This window comes from Pseudomonas sp. 05N433, from assembly GCF_056396925.1.
In genome coordinates, this window is record NZ_JBFTML010000010.1 from 129,560 (window position 1) to 146,216 (window position 16,657).

Annotated in this window: 12 protein-coding genes; all 12 read right to left on the bottom strand. The window is 62.5% G+C overall.

Annotation, left to right across the window (positions count from 1 at the left end):
* Nucleotides 1-23 precede the first annotated feature (23 nt).
* A complete protein-coding gene (locus AC1DIS_RS07625) occupies nucleotides 24-1,040 on the bottom strand; it encodes a serine/threonine-protein kinase (protein WP_477748455.1) in 1,017 nt (338 codons plus the stop codon).
* Nucleotides 1,037-1,765, bottom strand: a complete 729-nt coding sequence (locus AC1DIS_RS07630; RefSeq protein WP_019580447.1) for a PP2C family protein-serine/threonine phosphatase — start codon at nucleotides 1,763-1,765, stop codon at nucleotides 1,037-1,039. Before AC1DIS_RS07630 ends, AC1DIS_RS07625 begins: the two co-directional genes overlap by 4 nt.
* Nucleotides 1,765-5,304 carry a type VI secretion system membrane subunit TssM gene (tssM, locus tag AC1DIS_RS07635; protein WP_477780809.1) on the bottom strand — a complete coding sequence of 1,180 codons (3,540 nt, stop codon included), beginning with the start codon at nucleotides 5,302-5,304 and terminating at the stop codon, nucleotides 1,765-1,767. The genes AC1DIS_RS07630 and tssM overlap by 1 nt, the downstream gene beginning before the upstream one ends.
* 13 nt (nucleotides 5,305-5,317) lie before the next feature.
* Nucleotides 5,318-6,193: a type IVB secretion system protein IcmH/DotU gene (gene icmH, locus AC1DIS_RS07640; RefSeq protein WP_019650077.1), complete on the bottom strand. Its 876-nt coding sequence runs from the start codon at nucleotides 6,191-6,193 to the stop codon at nucleotides 5,318-5,320.
* 5 nt (nucleotides 6,194-6,198) lie between these two features.
* A complete protein-coding gene (tssK, locus tag AC1DIS_RS07645) occupies nucleotides 6,199-7,530 on the bottom strand; it encodes a type VI secretion system baseplate subunit TssK (RefSeq protein ID WP_018927446.1) in 1,332 nt (443 codons plus the stop codon).
* Nucleotides 7,531-7,532: 2 nt separating this feature from the next.
* Complete coding sequence (gene tssJ / locus AC1DIS_RS07650; RefSeq protein ID WP_018927445.1) at nucleotides 7,533-8,033, bottom strand: type VI secretion system lipoprotein TssJ; 501 nt, start codon at nucleotides 8,031-8,033, stop codon at nucleotides 7,533-7,535.
* Nucleotides 8,034-8,038: 5 nt separating this feature from the next.
* Entirely contained in the window at nucleotides 8,039-9,235 is a 1,197-nt protein-coding gene (tagH, locus tag AC1DIS_RS07655) for a type VI secretion system-associated FHA domain protein TagH (RefSeq protein WP_018927444.1), read from the bottom strand.
* Nucleotides 9,236-9,252: 17 nt separating this feature from the next.
* Nucleotides 9,253-9,393 carry a hypothetical protein gene (locus AC1DIS_RS07660; RefSeq protein WP_018927443.1) on the bottom strand — a complete coding sequence of 47 codons (141 nt, stop codon included), beginning with the start codon at nucleotides 9,391-9,393 and terminating at the stop codon, nucleotides 9,253-9,255.
* 306 nt (nucleotides 9,394-9,699) lie between these two features.
* Entirely contained in the window at nucleotides 9,700-11,217 is a 1,518-nt protein-coding gene (locus AC1DIS_RS07665) for a sigma-54 interaction domain-containing protein (RefSeq protein ID WP_018927442.1), read from the bottom strand.
* Between the two features lie 10 nt (nucleotides 11,218-11,227).
* Nucleotides 11,228-13,876: a type VI secretion system ATPase TssH gene (tssH, locus tag AC1DIS_RS07670; RefSeq protein ID WP_018927441.1), complete on the bottom strand. Its 2,649-nt coding sequence runs from the start codon at nucleotides 13,874-13,876 to the stop codon at nucleotides 11,228-11,230.
* 13 nt (nucleotides 13,877-13,889) lie between these two features.
* A complete protein-coding gene (gene tssG / locus AC1DIS_RS07675) occupies nucleotides 13,890-14,897 on the bottom strand; it encodes a type VI secretion system baseplate subunit TssG (RefSeq protein ID WP_018927440.1) in 1,008 nt (335 codons plus the stop codon).
* The gene (gene tssF / locus AC1DIS_RS07680; RefSeq protein WP_019650073.1) at nucleotides 14,861-16,648 is read right to left on the bottom strand and encodes a type VI secretion system baseplate subunit TssF; all 1,788 of its coding nucleotides are present in this window, start codon (nucleotides 16,646-16,648) and stop codon (nucleotides 14,861-14,863) included. Before tssF ends, tssG begins: the two co-directional genes overlap by 37 nt.
* Nucleotides 16,649-16,657 lie beyond the last annotated feature (9 nt).

Here is a 16,657-nt window from a genome sequence, read left to right on the forward strand (position 1 = left end):
GCTCCCTGTTCGGTAGTCATCCGTTACGCCCGCAGTCGCAGGCGTTGCAGCAAAGACGAAGTGGCGCCCAGGGCGTCACGCAATTGGGCGGCGGTGATGGTGCGCTTGGCCGCATCGAAAGCCAGCGCCGTTCGCAGGGCTGGCCAGCAGTGTTTGGGTAGATTCCGAGGTGCGTGCAGCTCGCGGTCGAGGCGCCCGTCGCGGGCTTCCGTCGACGGCAAGCGGCGGAACGGGTGTTTGCCGCCCGCCAATTCATAGAGCACGCAGGCCACGCCGTACACGTCCGCGCTGGCCGAGAGTGGCTGGCCTTCAAGCAGTTCGGGGGCGGCGTAGCCGGGGGTCCAGGCGTTGAAGCGGTCGCGGCTCAGGTGCGGCAGGCCGGGCAAGATGCCCTCTTCGGCCTGGCCGAGGCCGTAGTCGAACAGACGCACGCCCTCTTCGCTGAGCATCACGTTGCTCGGCTTCAGGTCGCCGTGCAGCACGCCGCGAGCGTGGGTGTAGGCCAGCGCATCAAGCAGCGGCAGCGCGATGTCGCGCAGCTCGAACCACGGCAGACCCAGGGGCCGCTCGCAGAGTAATTTGTCCAGGGTCAGCCCACGCATGAGTTCCATGGTGATGAAGGCACGCTGGCAGTCGGTGTCCACTTCAAAGGTGTGCAAACGCAGCACGTTGTCGTGGCGCAGTCGTCGGGTCAGGGTGAACTCGCTGTAGAGCAAGGCACTGGCGTCCGGCGATTCGGCAAATTCTTCGCTGAGGATTTTCAGCGCAATGTAAGGGTCGGGATCGCCGAACTGTTCGCGCAGCAGATCCCGTGCACGGTAAACCGCGCCCATGCCACCAGCCCCGAGCAGACGCTCGATGCGGTAACGTCCCGCCAGCACGTCGGGCAGTTCACTGATGCTGGCCCGGGTCGGCGCCAGCGCAGGTTTGGCCTGATGCGGCTTTCCGTTTAGCGACGTGGCGAAAGCGAAGTAAGTCAGGTTATTGGCTTCTTCCTCGGTCACCAGCAGGTCGTCGATCGGTGGCATGAGTTCAGTCATTGGCGGATCACCACGGCAGTCAGGTTATCCCGGGCCGAGCCACGCAGAGCGCCGTCGAACAGACGCTCCAGCGCAACGTGCGGCGCGGTCAGGCTCAGGGCGTTGCCCAGGGCATCGCTGGTCAGCCCTTGATACAAACCGTCGCTGCACAACAGAAACGCATCGCCGGGATAGACCTCGAGTTCCAACACATCCAGCGTCAGTTGCTCGGCAGCGCCGACCGCACGGGTCAGCGCATGAGCGGCAGGATGCGCGCGAGCGTCTTCGACGCTCATGTTCTGTTCGTCGATCAGTTGTTGTTGCAGCGAATGGTCCTTGGACAGCTGATACAAACGCTGGCCGCGCCACAGGTAGCAGCGGCTGTCGCCGGCCCAGATGCAGGCCGCGCGATTACCTTCCACCAGCAGCGCCACCACGGTGCTGCCCATGATGCTGTCGTGACGGCCGGCGGTGACGGTCAACTCCTGACCCAAGCGGCGGTTGAGCCAGTGCAAGCACTGGCGAATGCCTTTGAGTCGTTCGTCGAAGTCGTCCTGCACCGGCAATTCCGCCAGGCTGGCGACGATCAACTGGCTGGCGATGTCGCCACCCTGATGACCGCCCATGCCGTCCGCGACCACCCACAGCCCCTGCTGTGGACAGTCGAGAAAGGCATCTTCGTTGCGCGCCCGAACCTTGCCCGGATCGGTACGCGCAGCGCTGCGCCAGGGGCTGGCAACCAGCATCAGAGCTGCACCGGCATACGGAAGGTGCGCAGCACGCCCATGTCGAACGGGTTCGGCGTGCGCTGGCTCGACAGCAAGTAGTTGGCGCGCAGGCCACCCACGTCTGCCTTGAGCACCAGCACGTCGCGACCGGTCAGGTACTCGGTCTGCATCAGGTCGAACAGACGGAACAGCGACCATGGGCCGGTGTTCTTCTCGATGCCGATCGGGCGGCCAGCCATTTTGTCGAGGACCAGGCTGGTGCGACCGTCTTCGGCATCGGTCGGCCATTTGAACGACACCGGCACGATCGGGCCGTGGCGGTATTCGATGGTCTTGTCGCCAAACTTGAACTCGGAACGGCTGACCGCCGGGTCGAGGGTGTACGGCTCCAGTTTGAACTGCACTTGCGGCTCGGCCGGGTTGATGGCGAAGAAGCTCTGGCGGATCACTTGTGCCGCGGCCATCTGGTCGAGGTAGACCTTGGAGATCGGCATGCTGTGACCGTCAATGCTGCGCAGGCGGTAGTTGCCTGGGTCGCCACTGACGAATGGACGCATGTAGGTATCAAAGAACCGATCGGCGATGCCTTGGGCCTTGAAGAACTCGCGGAAGTCGCTGATCGCGACGTCGCTGGTGCTGTGGGCACTGAACGGGTAACGCTTGTTGATCGCCTTGCCGTAGAAGCTGTACAGCTCGCTCTGATAACGCTGGTTCAGGTACTGGTAGGAATCGTTGAGCACCAGACGCCAGGTGTCTTCGGCCAGCACGTTGAACCACACGCTCACCGGACGCGGCAGACGGTTCGACGCATTGCGCAGGTTGCTCAGCGCATCACGCTGGCCGCTCATGCGGGTCTTGGCCATTTCAAACGCAGCCTGCTCTGGCGAACTGGCGCGGGCCAGGCTTGCCATTTGCATTTGCAGGTCGTTGAGGGCTTGCAGGGCCGGAGTCAAATCAGCGGCCGGGCCGTTGTTGTCATCCAGCAAGCGGTGCAGCGGTTCGAAGCGACGTTGCAGGGATTTCTTCGCGGTGTCCGGCAGGTTTTTGGTCGCGGCCATGTCAGACGCCGCGTCCGCTGCGGCCGACGCCAGTTTGCCCAACTTGCCGAGCTTGCCCTTCTGCTCGCCCAGTTTTGCAGCGGCATCGGCCGCCTCATCAACCGGTTCGGCTTCCGCCGGGAACCGAGTGTTCTCGCGCACTTCCACCAGCAGTTGCAGCACCGGGGAATTGGCCGACGTCAGGCCCGCCAGTTGCTCGGCACCCTCACTGAAATCGCTGATCGCGGGCAGAGCCACCTGGCCGACCGCTTCGCTCCAGAAGTTGGCGTAGTCGCGGAAGTACAGTTGCTCCAGTTCGACCATCAAGCGACGCAAGTCCATGCCGCTGATGCCCGAGCCTTCGCCCAGTACCCAGTTGTCACGCAGGATATCGGTGACCAGCGCCGAACCCTGGACCGAGAAATACTGCTGATAACCCTGTTGGGTGTAGAACCCCGGAATCACGTAATCGGTGCCGACAAACAACGAACCCTGCGGGCCGATGTGTTGGCTCAGGCGGTATTCCGGCAGGTTGCGAGCCTGCTCGCGCAGCATCCGGTAAACCACGTTGGCCAGCGACTCGCTGCGCAGCACCTGACGCGCCTGCGCCACCAGTTGTTCGTTGAGCGGGTAGATAAACGGCTGCTTGAGCAAACGCTCGAAGTGGGTGTTCAAACCGTTCTGCACCGCGGTGTTGCCGGCGTAACGCTGGGACCATTCGGTAGCGACCCAATCCTTGAGCCATGCCGCATCGCGGCGATCTTTCATGTTCAGCATCAGGTATGCGCGCAGGCTGTTGAGCAGGCGTTCGCGGTCCTTCATGTTGGCGCGGATCTGCCCTTCCAGCAGCGTCGCAACCCTTGGCAGCAGTTGCGCTTCGAGCTCACGCTCGTAGGCGCTCTTGACCACCGGATTGGCGTCTTCGCCCTGGTACAGGCCACCACGTTCGTGGTACGACACGTCACCTTTGTTCGGGAACACTTGTGTCGCCGCGTAGCTGGTGTCGAGGGTCTTGAGCACCGCCATGGAATCATCGCGCGCAGTCAGGGCCGAGCGTTGCTGGTTCCAGGTTTGTGCCAGGGAACGCAGGTTTTCCAGACGCTCATAGTTGGCCGAGAAGCCGCCCGCCCAGAGCATGCCGAACAGCGCCAATGCCGCCAGTGCGCCCACGTACAGGGCACGTTGACCCCAATGGATGCGGCTGCGCTCGCGCTTGTCCAGACCGGCCAGGTCGGCCTYGGGGAAGATCACCCGGCTGAGCAAATGGTGAATGAACCGCGAACGGCCGCTGCGCAGGGTTGGCAGCATGCCGGCGCTCATGCCCAGGTTGGCGCCGATACTGGCGGTGGTCTGGTCCATCTGTTGAGTCAGGTGCGGTGCGCTGGTCAGGTAGAAACCGCGCAACTGGCTGACACGCTGGTAGCGGTTGCCGGTGAACGCCAGGTCGACGAACAGGCACAGGCGCTCGCCGATCTGCCCCAGTTGATGCGGGAAGTCGAGGATGCGGCCACGGCGCTGGGTGTCGCGCTCCTGGTGCATGCGCATGATCACCTGGCTGTTGAGGCGACGCAGCAGCTCTTCGAACTCGGCGCGCAGCACGGCCACATCGGTGCCGCTCTGCTCTTTGCGGAAGCTGGTGCCGAGGACCTGATCGCTTTCTTCGCGGGTCAGTTGATCGAAGAACTCGTCGAAACCGAGCAGGCGATCGGCCTTGCTCAACACCAGATAAATCGGCACATCGACGTGCAGTTTCTGATGCACGTCTTGCAGGCGCGCACGCACCTGGCGGGCCAGGGTTTCGAGGTCCTGCTCGCTGCCGCCCAGCAGGGTTTCCACCGGAATGGTCACCAGCACGCCGTTCAACGGGCGGTTGCGGCGACGCTTGCGCAGCAGGTCGAGCAAGGTGCTCCAGGCACTGCCATCGACTTCGGCATCCGGCTGGGTCAGGTAACGCCCGGCGGTGTCGATCAGCACGCCGTGGTCGGCGAAGTACCAGTCGCAATGCCGCGTGCCGAGGGTGTCGCGGGTGAGTTTGCGGTCGATCTTGTTGATCGGAAACTCAAGGCCCGAGAAGTCCAGCAGGCTGGTCTTGCCGCTGCCCTGCGGGCCGATCAGCAAGTACCACGGCAAATCACTGCGCCAGCGTTCACTGCGGCCGCGATACAGGCTCGACGTCTTCAGGGTTTTCAGGGCGTCCTTGAAACGCACCTTCAACTCTTTCTCTTCTTCGTCGATCAGCTCTTCACGGCGAATGCGGTCCTGGCCGTCTTCGGTGGCTTCCACAGCCTTTTTGCGCACACCGGCGCGCCAACTGACGAAGACCATGGTCAGGCCCCAGATCAGGAACAGCACACTGATGGTCAGCAAACGGGAGGTCGAACCTTCCCAGAATTTGTAGTCATTGACCGCCAGCAGCGGCCCGACGAACCACACCAGCAGCGCAACGAACAGCACCAGCAACAGGGTCCATACCCAGGTCTGGCGCAGGAATGCGCCGACTTTCTTGAAAAACTTTTTCATCACACGTCCCTGTTTACGGCTTCGGCTGCGGCTGAGCCGTGGCCGGATCAAGCTGCTGATAAGGTTGCAGAACGGTTTCGCGTTGTTCGCCCAGCACCCAGGCAAAGCCCGAATACATCACCACCAGGCACACCACGGTGAACAGCACCACCATCCACGCTGGCACGATGCGCACCAGGCTGCGACGCTGATCGTTCAAGCCTTCCCAATGCGGCGACAATTCGCGAGGCACGTCGCCGCGCAGTTGGCGAATCTGCCGATACAAAGCGTCGCGGATGCCTTCGAGTTCGAGCATGCCGCGGGCTTGCACGCGGTACTTGCCTTCGAAGCCGAGGGACAGGCACAGGTACATCAGCTCCAGCATCGGCAGGTGCTTGACCGGGTTTTTCGACAGACGATCCAGCAGCTGGAAGAACTTCTCGCCACCGAAGGTTTCGTTGTGGAAGCTGCTGAGCAGGCTCATCTGCGACCACTCGCTTTCGTTGCCCCACGGCGTGGTCACGACAGCTTCGTCGACCACGGTGCAGAGCACATAACGGGCGGCCATCACCTGGCTGCTTTCAGCACCGTTGTGCAGCGCCCGCACTTCAAACAGTTTCAGCCCGGCGGTCAGCCGCTCGTTGAGCGCGTACAGGTCTTCGCGGGTGTCGCTGTGTTTGAGCCGCACCACTTCCGACAGCAGCTCGGACGCCGCCGCCACCAGCGAATTGAGGCTGATGTTGAACGCTTCGGCCGGGCGCAGGCGCGCGGCGTAGATCATCCGTTCTTCCAACTGTTCAAAACGCGGCGGTGCCGCGAAGTCAGTCAGCGGACTCGAGGCCGGGCCGTGGCCCTGGCGGTCGAGCAGGACGGTTTTGTCGTCCTGGGTGTGTTCCATGTCCTTGATCATGTCGGTCAGTTCCTGATGGCCCAGAATTTCAGTTCAAGCTCGGCGAATTCGCCGGACACGTGGAACGCGAAGCCGCCGGAGCGTTCGAGTTGCGCCAGGTCTTCGGAACTGAGTTCGAGGATGAAATAGGTTTTGTTGGAGTGGAACGCGATCTGCCGTGGGGCCACCGGCAACGGTTTGACCTTGATGCCCGGCAGGTGCAGGTTGACCAGTTGGCGGATGCGCTCCACCGGGCCGACCTTGAGGTGCGCCGGCAGGCGATGGCGCAGTTCTTCGGAGTCGCAGTTGGCACTGGCCGCGAGCACGAACGAAGCCGAGCCCAGCAGTTTGTGGTCGTGCAACGGCGACACGATGATCCCGTACTGACGCGCTTGCAGAACCAGTTCGATGGCGTGCTGTTCGAGCACCATCGACAGCACCTGACGAATCGCTTCCATCAGTTTGCGGAAGCTCGCGCCCTGGTCGCTGTGCTGGTAACGGCTGTCCAGACGCGGGCGTTTGCTGTCGCTGGAAAACGTCGCCAGATCTCCGAGCATGGTCAGCAGCGTGCGGTACAACTCTTCCGGGTGAACCTGTTCCAGGCCGAGGTAATGGCGCAGCAACAGTTCAGTGCGGTTGATCAGTTGCAGCATCATGAAGTCGCCGACTTCCGCGCCGCCGACCTTGCCGTTGGAGCGGATCCGGTCGGCGATGGTGTCGCCCCGGTGGCCGAGCATGCTGATCACTTCTTTGAGGCATGACAGCAGGTAGCTGGACGAGTGCGCCTGAATGTAGGTCGGCACGAAATCCGGGTCGAGGCTGATCACGCCGTCAGGCGTGGTGTCGAGCACTTCGCAGATCTTCAGTTTCACGTAGGCCTGATCGCTCTGCTGCTCGCCGAGCAATAGCTTGAAGTCCGGACGGGCGCAACTGACCTGGCTGGCGGAGTCGTCACCGGCGTTGGAGTCGGCCACTTCCGCTTCATACGCGGTGTAGCGCGCCAGCACGTCGGACTGCTCCGGGCGGCGGGCCTCGATGTGGTTACCCGTCACCAACGGCAGTGCCAGGTAGATCGGCGTATTGCCGGTGTTCGGCGGCACGTCCAGGGCCAACGGCTCGGTGTTGCCGCCCAGTTCGAACAGGCTGCCATCCGGCAGAATCCCCGAGGCCTGGCTGATCACCAGTTTGCCCATGTTGAGGAACTGCAAGTCGATTTCCAGGTTGAGGAAGCCCCAGGTGTAGCTGCCCAGCAACTGGGTGCGGGTCTTCATCTGGTGGTCGTAGTAACGATCGTTGTGCTGGAAGTGCTGCGGACGCAGCAGCATGCCTTCCTGCCAAATGACTTTATGGGCATTCATGTTCAGTCATCCGCCTTGGCGAGCGTTTCATGGGTGTTGCGGATGCCGGCCTGATCGAGGGTCAGATCAGCCGCGGTGACTTGCACCGGAGTGATTTGCACGGTGTAGCGCCACTTGGTTTCCGGCAGGTCGCGGTAGGCGGCGAGCACGCCAACGTAACGGCTGCCCTCTTCCACGCTGAGCTTGAGCTCGACGGTTTCGCCTGGGCGCAGTTCCAGTTCTTCGCTGGCCACCAGGTCCGGGGCCAGGGATTCCTTGGCGCGTTCGTAGAGGCTGAAGAAATCAGCGTTCTCGAAGGCCACCGGGTGCTTGAGCTCGAACAGGCGCACGACGATCGGCGATGGACGACCGTTGAGGTCCGGGTTCAATTGATCGCTGGCGGTCAGCTTCAGGTTGAGTTTGGTCACGGTGGAATACGGCGACAGCGACGAACAACCGGCCAGCAGCACCAAAGCAGCGAACGCAGTCAGCATCTTGAAAAAAGCGGTGGAACAGCGAGACATGCGCATCATCCTTGGTGGTCGGTGTGAAGGGTGGAAATCAGGCGGATCTGTTCTTCGTAGGCCTGGGCGAAGTCGCGGGCCAACAGACGTTCGCTCCAGTCATCGTCCTGACGCAGGGCCTGGTGATAACGCCCATAAGCTCTCCAGCGACTGCCGGAGGTGGCGAGCAACGGCTTGTTGTCTCGCTCGAAACGCAGGGTCAGCTGTTGCGGCGAGAAGTGCTCCAGGGTGCCGCGAACAGCGGCGCGGCTGGCGGTCAGCAAGGCCACCTGATGCGCCTGCAAATCGCGGAACGCACGGGAGATCGCTTGCTCGGCCGGCAATTGGCCCGGCTTGTTGCCCTGCAACAGAATGCCCAGCGCTTCGCCGGCATCGACGGCGAATTTCAACGGGTTCTTTTGGCTGCCTTGTACGGTGGTCTGGGCCAGGCGCAGTTCGTTTTTCAGCTCGCTGCGGGTGCGCAGGCTCTGCTGCAAACCGCCGACGCTCTGCTTGAGCAGGCGTGCGGCGTTCAGGGCCAGGGCTTCGCGGGCATCGTGGTCGAGGCCTTTGAGGTCCACGCCCAACGCCGCCCCGAAGTGCTCCCAGAAACCTTCGCTCTGACGCTCAACCGCTTTTGGCAGCGGGGCTGGCGCTGGTTCTGCCGGGGCGGCGATCAGCTCCGGCACCATCAGGCTTTCCATGTCGATGCGCGCGTAGTCGGCACGCTGACGGGTGTCCTCGATCACCGTGCTCGGGGAAATCAGCTCCTCGATCTCCGAGTACACGCGTTCTTGCTGGTCGAGGGCATTGAGCGGGTCAAGGTCGAGGAACGCATCGTCCGGGATGATGCTGCCCGCGGCCTGCGGACGGCCGACTTCGACGTCGAACGTCGCCGGGTCGCGCACCAGTCGCGCGCGAATCTCGAAGTCACCCAGCACATACACGCTGCCGTGTTCGATGCGCATCGGCTCGCCCTTGCGCAGGCGCGCGCCGCTTTCGCTGTCCTGGATACCGTTGCTGCTGGTATCGGTCAGGAAAAACGTGCCTTCGCGGTAGCTGATCACCGCGTGGTGGTTAGACAGGTGACGCTTGCGGTCGGGGATGATCCAGTCGCAGTCCTCGCCCCGGCCGATCACGCCACCGGCCTGTTTGAAGGTCTTCTGGCACAAATCCGTGGGCACGAACTGCTTGGTGTTCAGCATTTCGAAAACCAGTTCCATGATGATGCTCCTTGCGGTCACTTGCCGCGATTGACCGCCTGCGGATCACCCAATGGGCGATAGGTGTTGTCGTTGTATTTGTAATTGCCGCTACAGCCGCCGAGGCCGCATAGAACGACGAAGGTCAGCAGGACGGCTTGCCAGTGACGAACAGGCATCAGAGGGTCTCCAGAGGTAGACAAAGCACAAAGCGCCGACCCTTTCGGGTGGCGCTATCAGAAGCAGATGAGGTGGATTCGAGCGCTCCAGCCAGAGGCCTTGCGCATCGCCTTTGTGGCGAGGGAGCTTGCTCCCGCTCGGCTGCGAAGCAGTCGTAAAACAGAGGGTGCGGTTTGACTGCCACACCGCGGCGCAGGGTTTTGGGGCTGCTGCGCAGCCCAGCGGGAGCAAGCTCCCTCGCCACAGGGAATTCGCCAGCCACAGGGGGCATTCCAACCTGAGTGGTCGGGTTGTAGAAATCGAGATCAGCCATCGAAGTCACCCAAATTGATATTCAGCCGCCCGAGGCGGTACAGCAGCGTGCGCCGTGGCAGCCCGAGTTCGCGGGCGGCGAGGGTCTGGTTGCCGTCGTTTTTGCGCAGGCAGTCGAGCAGCAGACTTCGCTCGACCTGCTCCAGGCGTTCACGCAGGTTCAGGCTGCTGTCTTCCGGCATGGCTTCCATGCGCAGGGAGAAATGCTCGGCCAGCAACTCGCCGCCTTCGCACAGCAAGACCGCGCGCTCGACCAGGCCTTTGAGTTCGCGAACGTTGCCGGGAAAGGCGTAACCGGACAGGTGATCCAGCGCCGCGTCGGACCAGCGCACCGCATCGCGCTGCAGAAACGCGCAAGCCTTGTCGGCGAAGTGCCGCGCCAGGTCGAGGATGTCGCCTTCGCGTTGACGCAGGGCCGGCAGTTCGATCGGGAATTGCGCGAGGCGGTAGTACAAGTCCTCGCGGAACTTGCCTTCGCTGACCAGCACCGACAAATCCCGGTGCGTCGCGGCAATGATCCGCACGTCGATTTTGTGGGTGTCGTTGGAACCCAGCGGGCGGATCTCACCTTCCTGCAATACCCGCAGCAACTTGGCTTGCAGCGATAACGGCATGTCACCGATTTCATCGAGCAGCAAGGTGCCGCCATTGGCTGCATCAAAGAGCCCGGCACGGTCGCGATCGGCACCGGTGAAGGCGCCTTTGCGGTAGCCGAACAGCTCGCTTTCCAGCAGGTTCTCGGGGAACGCCGCGCAGTTCTGCACGATGAACGCCTGGGACCGGCGCGGGCCGCAATCGTGAATCGCCCGCGCGACCACTTCCTTGCCGGTGCCGGTCTCACCGCGCAGCAGCACGGTGTAGGGGCTGTGCAGGACTTTGCTGATCAGCGAATAGGTCTGGCGCATCGCCGCGCTCTTGCCGATCAGGCCATAACCGCTGGCGCTCGGGACGTTGAGCGGCGCCGGGCGTGTATCACCGTTCGGCTGACGCAAACGCTGCAGCAAGTGCAGTTGGCCGAGCACGAACGAGCCCAGTTGACCGAGGGAATCGGCAAAGCCTTGCAGGTCGATTACCCGGCGACTGGCGCACAGCAGCAAACCTTCGACAGCCTTCTGCTGATTGACCAGCGGCACGCACAGTAGCGACTGCCAGGGCGTGGCCTGGGGCGGCAGGAAGCTGGTTTCGTGCAGGCTGCCGCTCAGCTCGCTGAGGCACACCACGCGGTTCTGGCACAAGGCGAATTGCAGCAGTTGTTCACCGTTGTAATCCGCCGGCAGGCTGGCCCCTTCCCGGGGTTGCAGAACGCCGTTCAGGCACTCGGCGTTCATCCCCAGGCAAGTGTGGGTCGCATCCAGCAGGTACAACTGCGTCAGCTCGCAACCGCTGAGCTCGGCCAGGCCGCGCACGAAGTCACCCAGCAGCACAGCGCTGTCCGCCGCCCGCGACAGGCTGGCGAACTGCGCCAGCAAGGCTTCGGCATAGACCAGCGGTTGCGGCACTTGAGTGAACATCACACCCACCTCAGGCGAACTCGCACGTCACGCTGGCATTGCCGTCGAGCGTCGCATGCACGCGCTTGAGGCTTTCACCGGTGGCCATCGCATCGAGCAAACGGTCGGCCACCAGCGGCAGTACATGCAGGTCGAGCAAGTGGTCGATCAGGCGTGCACCGCTGTCGCTTTGAGTGCAGCGTTCAGCCAGGTGATCGACAAGGTCCTGGGAGTAAGTGAAATCCAGCTGACGGCGGTTCAGGCGCTCGCCCAGACGACCGAGTTTGATTTCGATCAGCTCACGCAGCACCGGGCCGCCCACCGGGTAGTAAGGCACCACGCGCATGCGCGCCAGCAATGCCGGCTTGAAGTGTTTGCTGAGCACCGGGCGAATGGTTTCTTCGAGGACTTCGGCTGTCGGCCGCGCGCCGTTTTCGCAGAGCTCGCTGATGCGGTCGCTGCCCAGGTTCGAGGTCATCAGGATCAGCGTGTTGCGGAAATCGATCTCGCGCCCTTCCCCGTCGTTGGCCACGCCTTTGTCGAAGATTTGGTAGAACAGGTTGAGCACGTCCGGGTCGGCTTTTTCGACTTCATCAAGCAACACCACCGAGTACGGCTTCTGCCGCACGGCTTCGGTGAGCATGCCGCCCTCGCCGTAACCGACGTAGCCCGGCGGCGCACCGATCAGACGCGACACGGTGTGCTTCTCCTGGAACTCGGACATGTTGATGGTGGTGATGAAACGATCACCGCCGTACAACAAATCGGCGAGGGCCAGCGCGGTTTCGGTCTTGCCGACGCCGCTCGGGCCGACCAGCAGGAACACGCCAACCGGGGCATCCGGCTTGTTCAGGCCTGCAGCGGTGGCGCGCATCGAGCGATCAAGGGCGTGAACGGCTTGTTCCTGACCACGAATGCGCGTGCGCAGGTCGGTGGCGAAGCTTGCGACCTTGGCGTTGTGTTCGCGGGCCAGTTGCGCCAATGGCACACCGGTCCAGGCGCTGATCACTTCGGCCACCAGACGCGGGCAGACTTCGAAGCTCACCAGGCGTTCTTTGACCTGAAGCTCGGTCAGAGCTTTGTGAGTTTCGTTGAGCGCGGTTTCCAGGGTTTCAACGCTTTGCGCTTCGTCCACCGGCAACGTTTCGATCACGTTGCCTTCGGCGTCTTCTTCAACCGTGATGCTCGGTTCGACAGCAGCGGCTTCGCGAGCCTTGGCCAGTTGCTGACGCAGCTCCAGCAGGCGCTCGGCCAGTTCTTTCTGCTCGGTCCACAGCGTTTCGAGGGCGACCTTTTCGTCTTCGGCATCAGCCAGGCGATCTTCCAGAGCGTCCAGCGCTTCGTGATCGATCAGCAGACCGGCTTCGGCGTCACGACGCAGGGCCTGACGCTGACGGCCACCTTCGGCCAGTTCGCCACGCAGGCGTTCCAGGCTTTCCGGGGCGGCGGCGAGGCTGATGCGTACGCGGGCGCAGGCGGTGTCGAGCACATCGACAGCCTTGTCCGGCAGCTGACGACCCGCCAGGTAACGGGCGGACAACTCAGCCGCGGCAACCACCGCGTCATCGCGCAGGTAGATGCCGTGGCTCTTCTCGTAGACCTGAGCCAGGCCACGCAGAATGGTCACCGCTTCGCTGACGGTCGGTTCGTGCAGTTGCACCGGTTGGAAACGACGGGCCAGGGCCGGGTCTTTCTCGAAGTATTTTTTGTACTCCGCCCAGGTGGTGGCGGCGATGGTGCGCAACTCGCCACGGGCCAGGGCCGGTTTCAACAGGTTGGCCGCGTCGGAACCGCCAGCGTTGCCGCCAGCGCCGATCAGGGTATGGGCTTCGTCGATGAACAGGATGATTGGCTTCGGCGAGGCTTTGACTTCGTCGATCACGCCTTTGAGGCGACGTTCGAACTCGCCTTTGACGCTGGCGCCGGCCTGCAACAGGCCCATGTCCAGCGACAGCAGCTCAACGCCTTTCAAGACTTGCGGCACTTCACCGGCGGCGATGCGCGAGGCCAGTCCTTCGACGATAGCGGTTTTACCGACGCCCGCTTCACCCACCACAATCGGGTTGTTCTTGCGGCGACGAGCGAGGATGTCGACCATCTGACGGATCGCGCCATCGCGGCACAGCACCGGGTCGAGTTTGCCGTCGCGAGCCTGCTGGGTCAGGTTGTGGGTGAAGCGCTCCAGCAGTGATTCGCCGGGCACCGCCGGTTTGCCGGTGGCCGGTTGTTCTTTCTGCGACAGGGCGAATTCTTTCAGACGCTCGATGTTCAGCTTGGCCAGCAACGACTGATAACGGCTGCCGGCATAGCGCATTGGGTTGCGCAGCAATGCGAGGATCAACGCGGCCTGCTCGACCTGGCTCTGGCCCAGTTCGAGGTTGGCCACCAGCAAGGCGTCCTGCAGCCACTGCACCAGTTCCGGGGCGAACACCGGGTTGCGCGAGGCGCTGTGCTCGACCCGCGATTGCAGCGCGGCGCTCAGCTCGCCAGCGTCCACTTCGGCATCCTGCAACGCCCGGGCGAGCAGGCCTTGCGGACGCTCCAGCAGGCCCAGTAGCAAGTCTTCGACGAGGATCTTGCTGCCGCCACGGGCGACGCAGCGTTCGGCAGAACTTTCCAGGTCACGACGGGTTTCGGCGTCCAGCGCCTGGATAAGTTGTTGCAGGTCTACGTTGATCATGTGTCATCTGTCCTTAATGAATTTTGCTGCCCAGGGTCACCACGCCGTCCGCTTTTTCGCGGCCGAGCCAACTGGTCCATCCCAGGCGACAGGCGTTCTGCTCACCGATGCGAAGTTCGCGGATTTCTTCCTGGCGCAGCACCAGGCGAATGTCGTAATCGAGCGGGTCACGCAGGGTGAACCGCACCAGCGCGCACAGCGGCTGGTAGCCGAAACCGATCGGCAGGAATTCGTGGAAGCGTTGCCAGTCGAGCTCGCGGATGTGAATGCGGAATTTGCCGCTGCGGTCGCGCACGTGTTCGCCCAGCACCAGGTCTTCGCCGAGCATGCTGTTGCCGCGACCGAGGCGATTGCGCTGCTCGTCGAGGATTTCGACGCGGCGCTCGATGCACTGCTCGATGGTCAGCTCGGCGTGCTTGAAGTAGTAGCGCAGCACCGCTTCGATCAACGCCGCCGAGTGCGCCCGCAAGCTGAGCAGGCCGAGGTACGGCAGCAGGCGTTTCCAGTTCAGTTCCTGGGCCTTGCGGATCTCTTCGCCGCCGAGGCCGATCAGGGCAAACAACTGCGCCGAAAACGGGTCGAGCGCGCCACTCTGGAAACTGGCGCGGTAGCGATACTTTCGCCAGATCGGCAGCATCAGCCGTTGCAGGCGATGGTGAAACAGGTCGAGAAAGTTACGGGTCGGGTTGCCGTCTTCGCTGTCACCCAGCGCTTGTTCGCCATAAAACGCAGGCAACGGCGAACCGGAGCCGACCAGGCCGATCAGGTTGAAACGCAGACGCGCGCGCCTCATCCCGTGTTCTTCGAAAAACTCCACGCGATCGACGTCGCTGCCAGGGAAACCCAGGCTCGGGTTGGCCTGGAATTCCAGCTGGTCGTACAGGTCGTCTTCGCTCAGGTGCGGGTGTGCATCGCGCAGCCGGTCAATCACCAGCAGCACGGCCTGAAACAGCGAGTACTCGCGTATTACCCGGGTCAGCCCGCTTAAAGCAGGGGCTGCAGGCCCATACGTGGTGTCCATTGGTACACCTCTCCCTGTGTGCTTTTTACCCGCAGCTCGTGGTACGAATTGAGACTGGCGTAAAGCGCGAAAAACTCGTTAAGAACCGAAGCGAACACGAACAGGTCGCCCTCCCCGATATACCCTTCCGGGTCGATGGTCAGCTCGGTGCGCAACCCGCGAACCGGCAACCCTCGGTGCAATCTGTCGACATGCTGGTGCTTGATCGACTTGAGCCCGCCCAGCAGGCGTTTGCTGACTTTTTCCGCGTGTTGGTCGTAGTAGCGCGGCAGGTCGTAGGTTTCGAGAATCACCTTCAACGCGTTGACGTCGGCCAGCGACAGATAGTTGAGCGACATGTTGCTGATCAGCTTCCAGAGGAAGTCGCGGTTCAGCGGCGGCGCGAAACTCGAGGTAGCCGGGGTGATATTGCGGAAACTCAAAAACTCCGGCGTCTCTTCGCAGGCCATGCGGATGTCGCCGAGCTTGAGCTTGCGCGGCAGGTTCTGGTTGGTGCACATCAGCTCGATCGACAGGGTTTCATGGGCTTCGGTGTGGCGGATGCCGAAGCTCAGGTAGGTGTCGAGGCCGTCGTGCAGCAACGACGAACGCTGGCGGATGCTGTAATGCGGACGGCTGTTGGGCACGTCGAAACTCGGGTCGTGCTCGAAGGATTCGAACGGCACGTACTCTTGATAACCGAGGCCGCCGGGCTTCCAGCCAGTCACGGTTTCCACCGAAAACACGCCGCAGTTTTCCAGGTCGTATTCGGCCGGCAGCAGCAGGTATTCGTCCTGCTTGCCGTCGAGGCGAATCGGCAGTGCATCGTGCTCGAACAGGTTGACGATCGGCGTGCAATAGAGCTTCACGTTGTCCAGGGTCGGACGCATCCGCATGATGCCGCTCTTGCGAATATCGAAGCGCAATTCAAGGCCGCGCATTTGCTTGAGGGTGTCTTCCGGCAATGCCTTGAGCAGGTCCAGACCGTTGATATCAACGAACAGGAATTTGTCCTGGAAAGCGAAATACTCCTGCAGGTAGCGATAGCCGCGGAAGGTGTTCAGCGGATACGGGATCAACGCTTCCTCTTCGGCAAAACCCACCGGCTGCACACGGTCGCCGGGCATCTTGAACGCCATCGGTTGACCGCTTACGCCGTTGATGGGCTTGCCGGCGCCGTCCAGCGGGATCAGCTCGATGCCTTCGAGGTTGCGCAACAGGCTCAGGTAAAGCATCTGGCTGATGTAACGCTCACCGGCAAAGTGCAGACGCAGACGGCTCAGCTCCAACTCGCCGAGGTGACCATCCGCGCTCATCTCCAGACGCAGGCTCAACAGCGAACCGTCACCCTTCACCGAGTAATTCAGCGCAGCCAGATCCAGCGGCAACACCTCGGTCGGGTAGCACGTACGGAAACGGCAGCGCACATCATCGACCGGCACACTCTCGACCGGCGTATCACGCTCAACCCTCAACGCCGGCCCGGAACGCTTCAACGGGTCGAACTGCAAAATGCTGAACGCCGGCAGCGGCCGCATGTAGTTCGGCCACAGCAACTGCATCAGCGAGTGGCTGAGCTCCGGCAACTCGTCGTCGAGCTTTTGGCGCAGACGGCCAGTCAGAAAGGCAAAACCCTCCAGCAACCGCTCCACATCCGGATCCCGCCCGGCCTGACCAAGGAAAGGCGCCAACGCCGGGCTACGCTCGGCGAAACGACGACCTAACTGGCGAAGTGCGGTGAGTTCGCTTTGGTAGTAGTGGTTAAAGGACATGGATGGGCT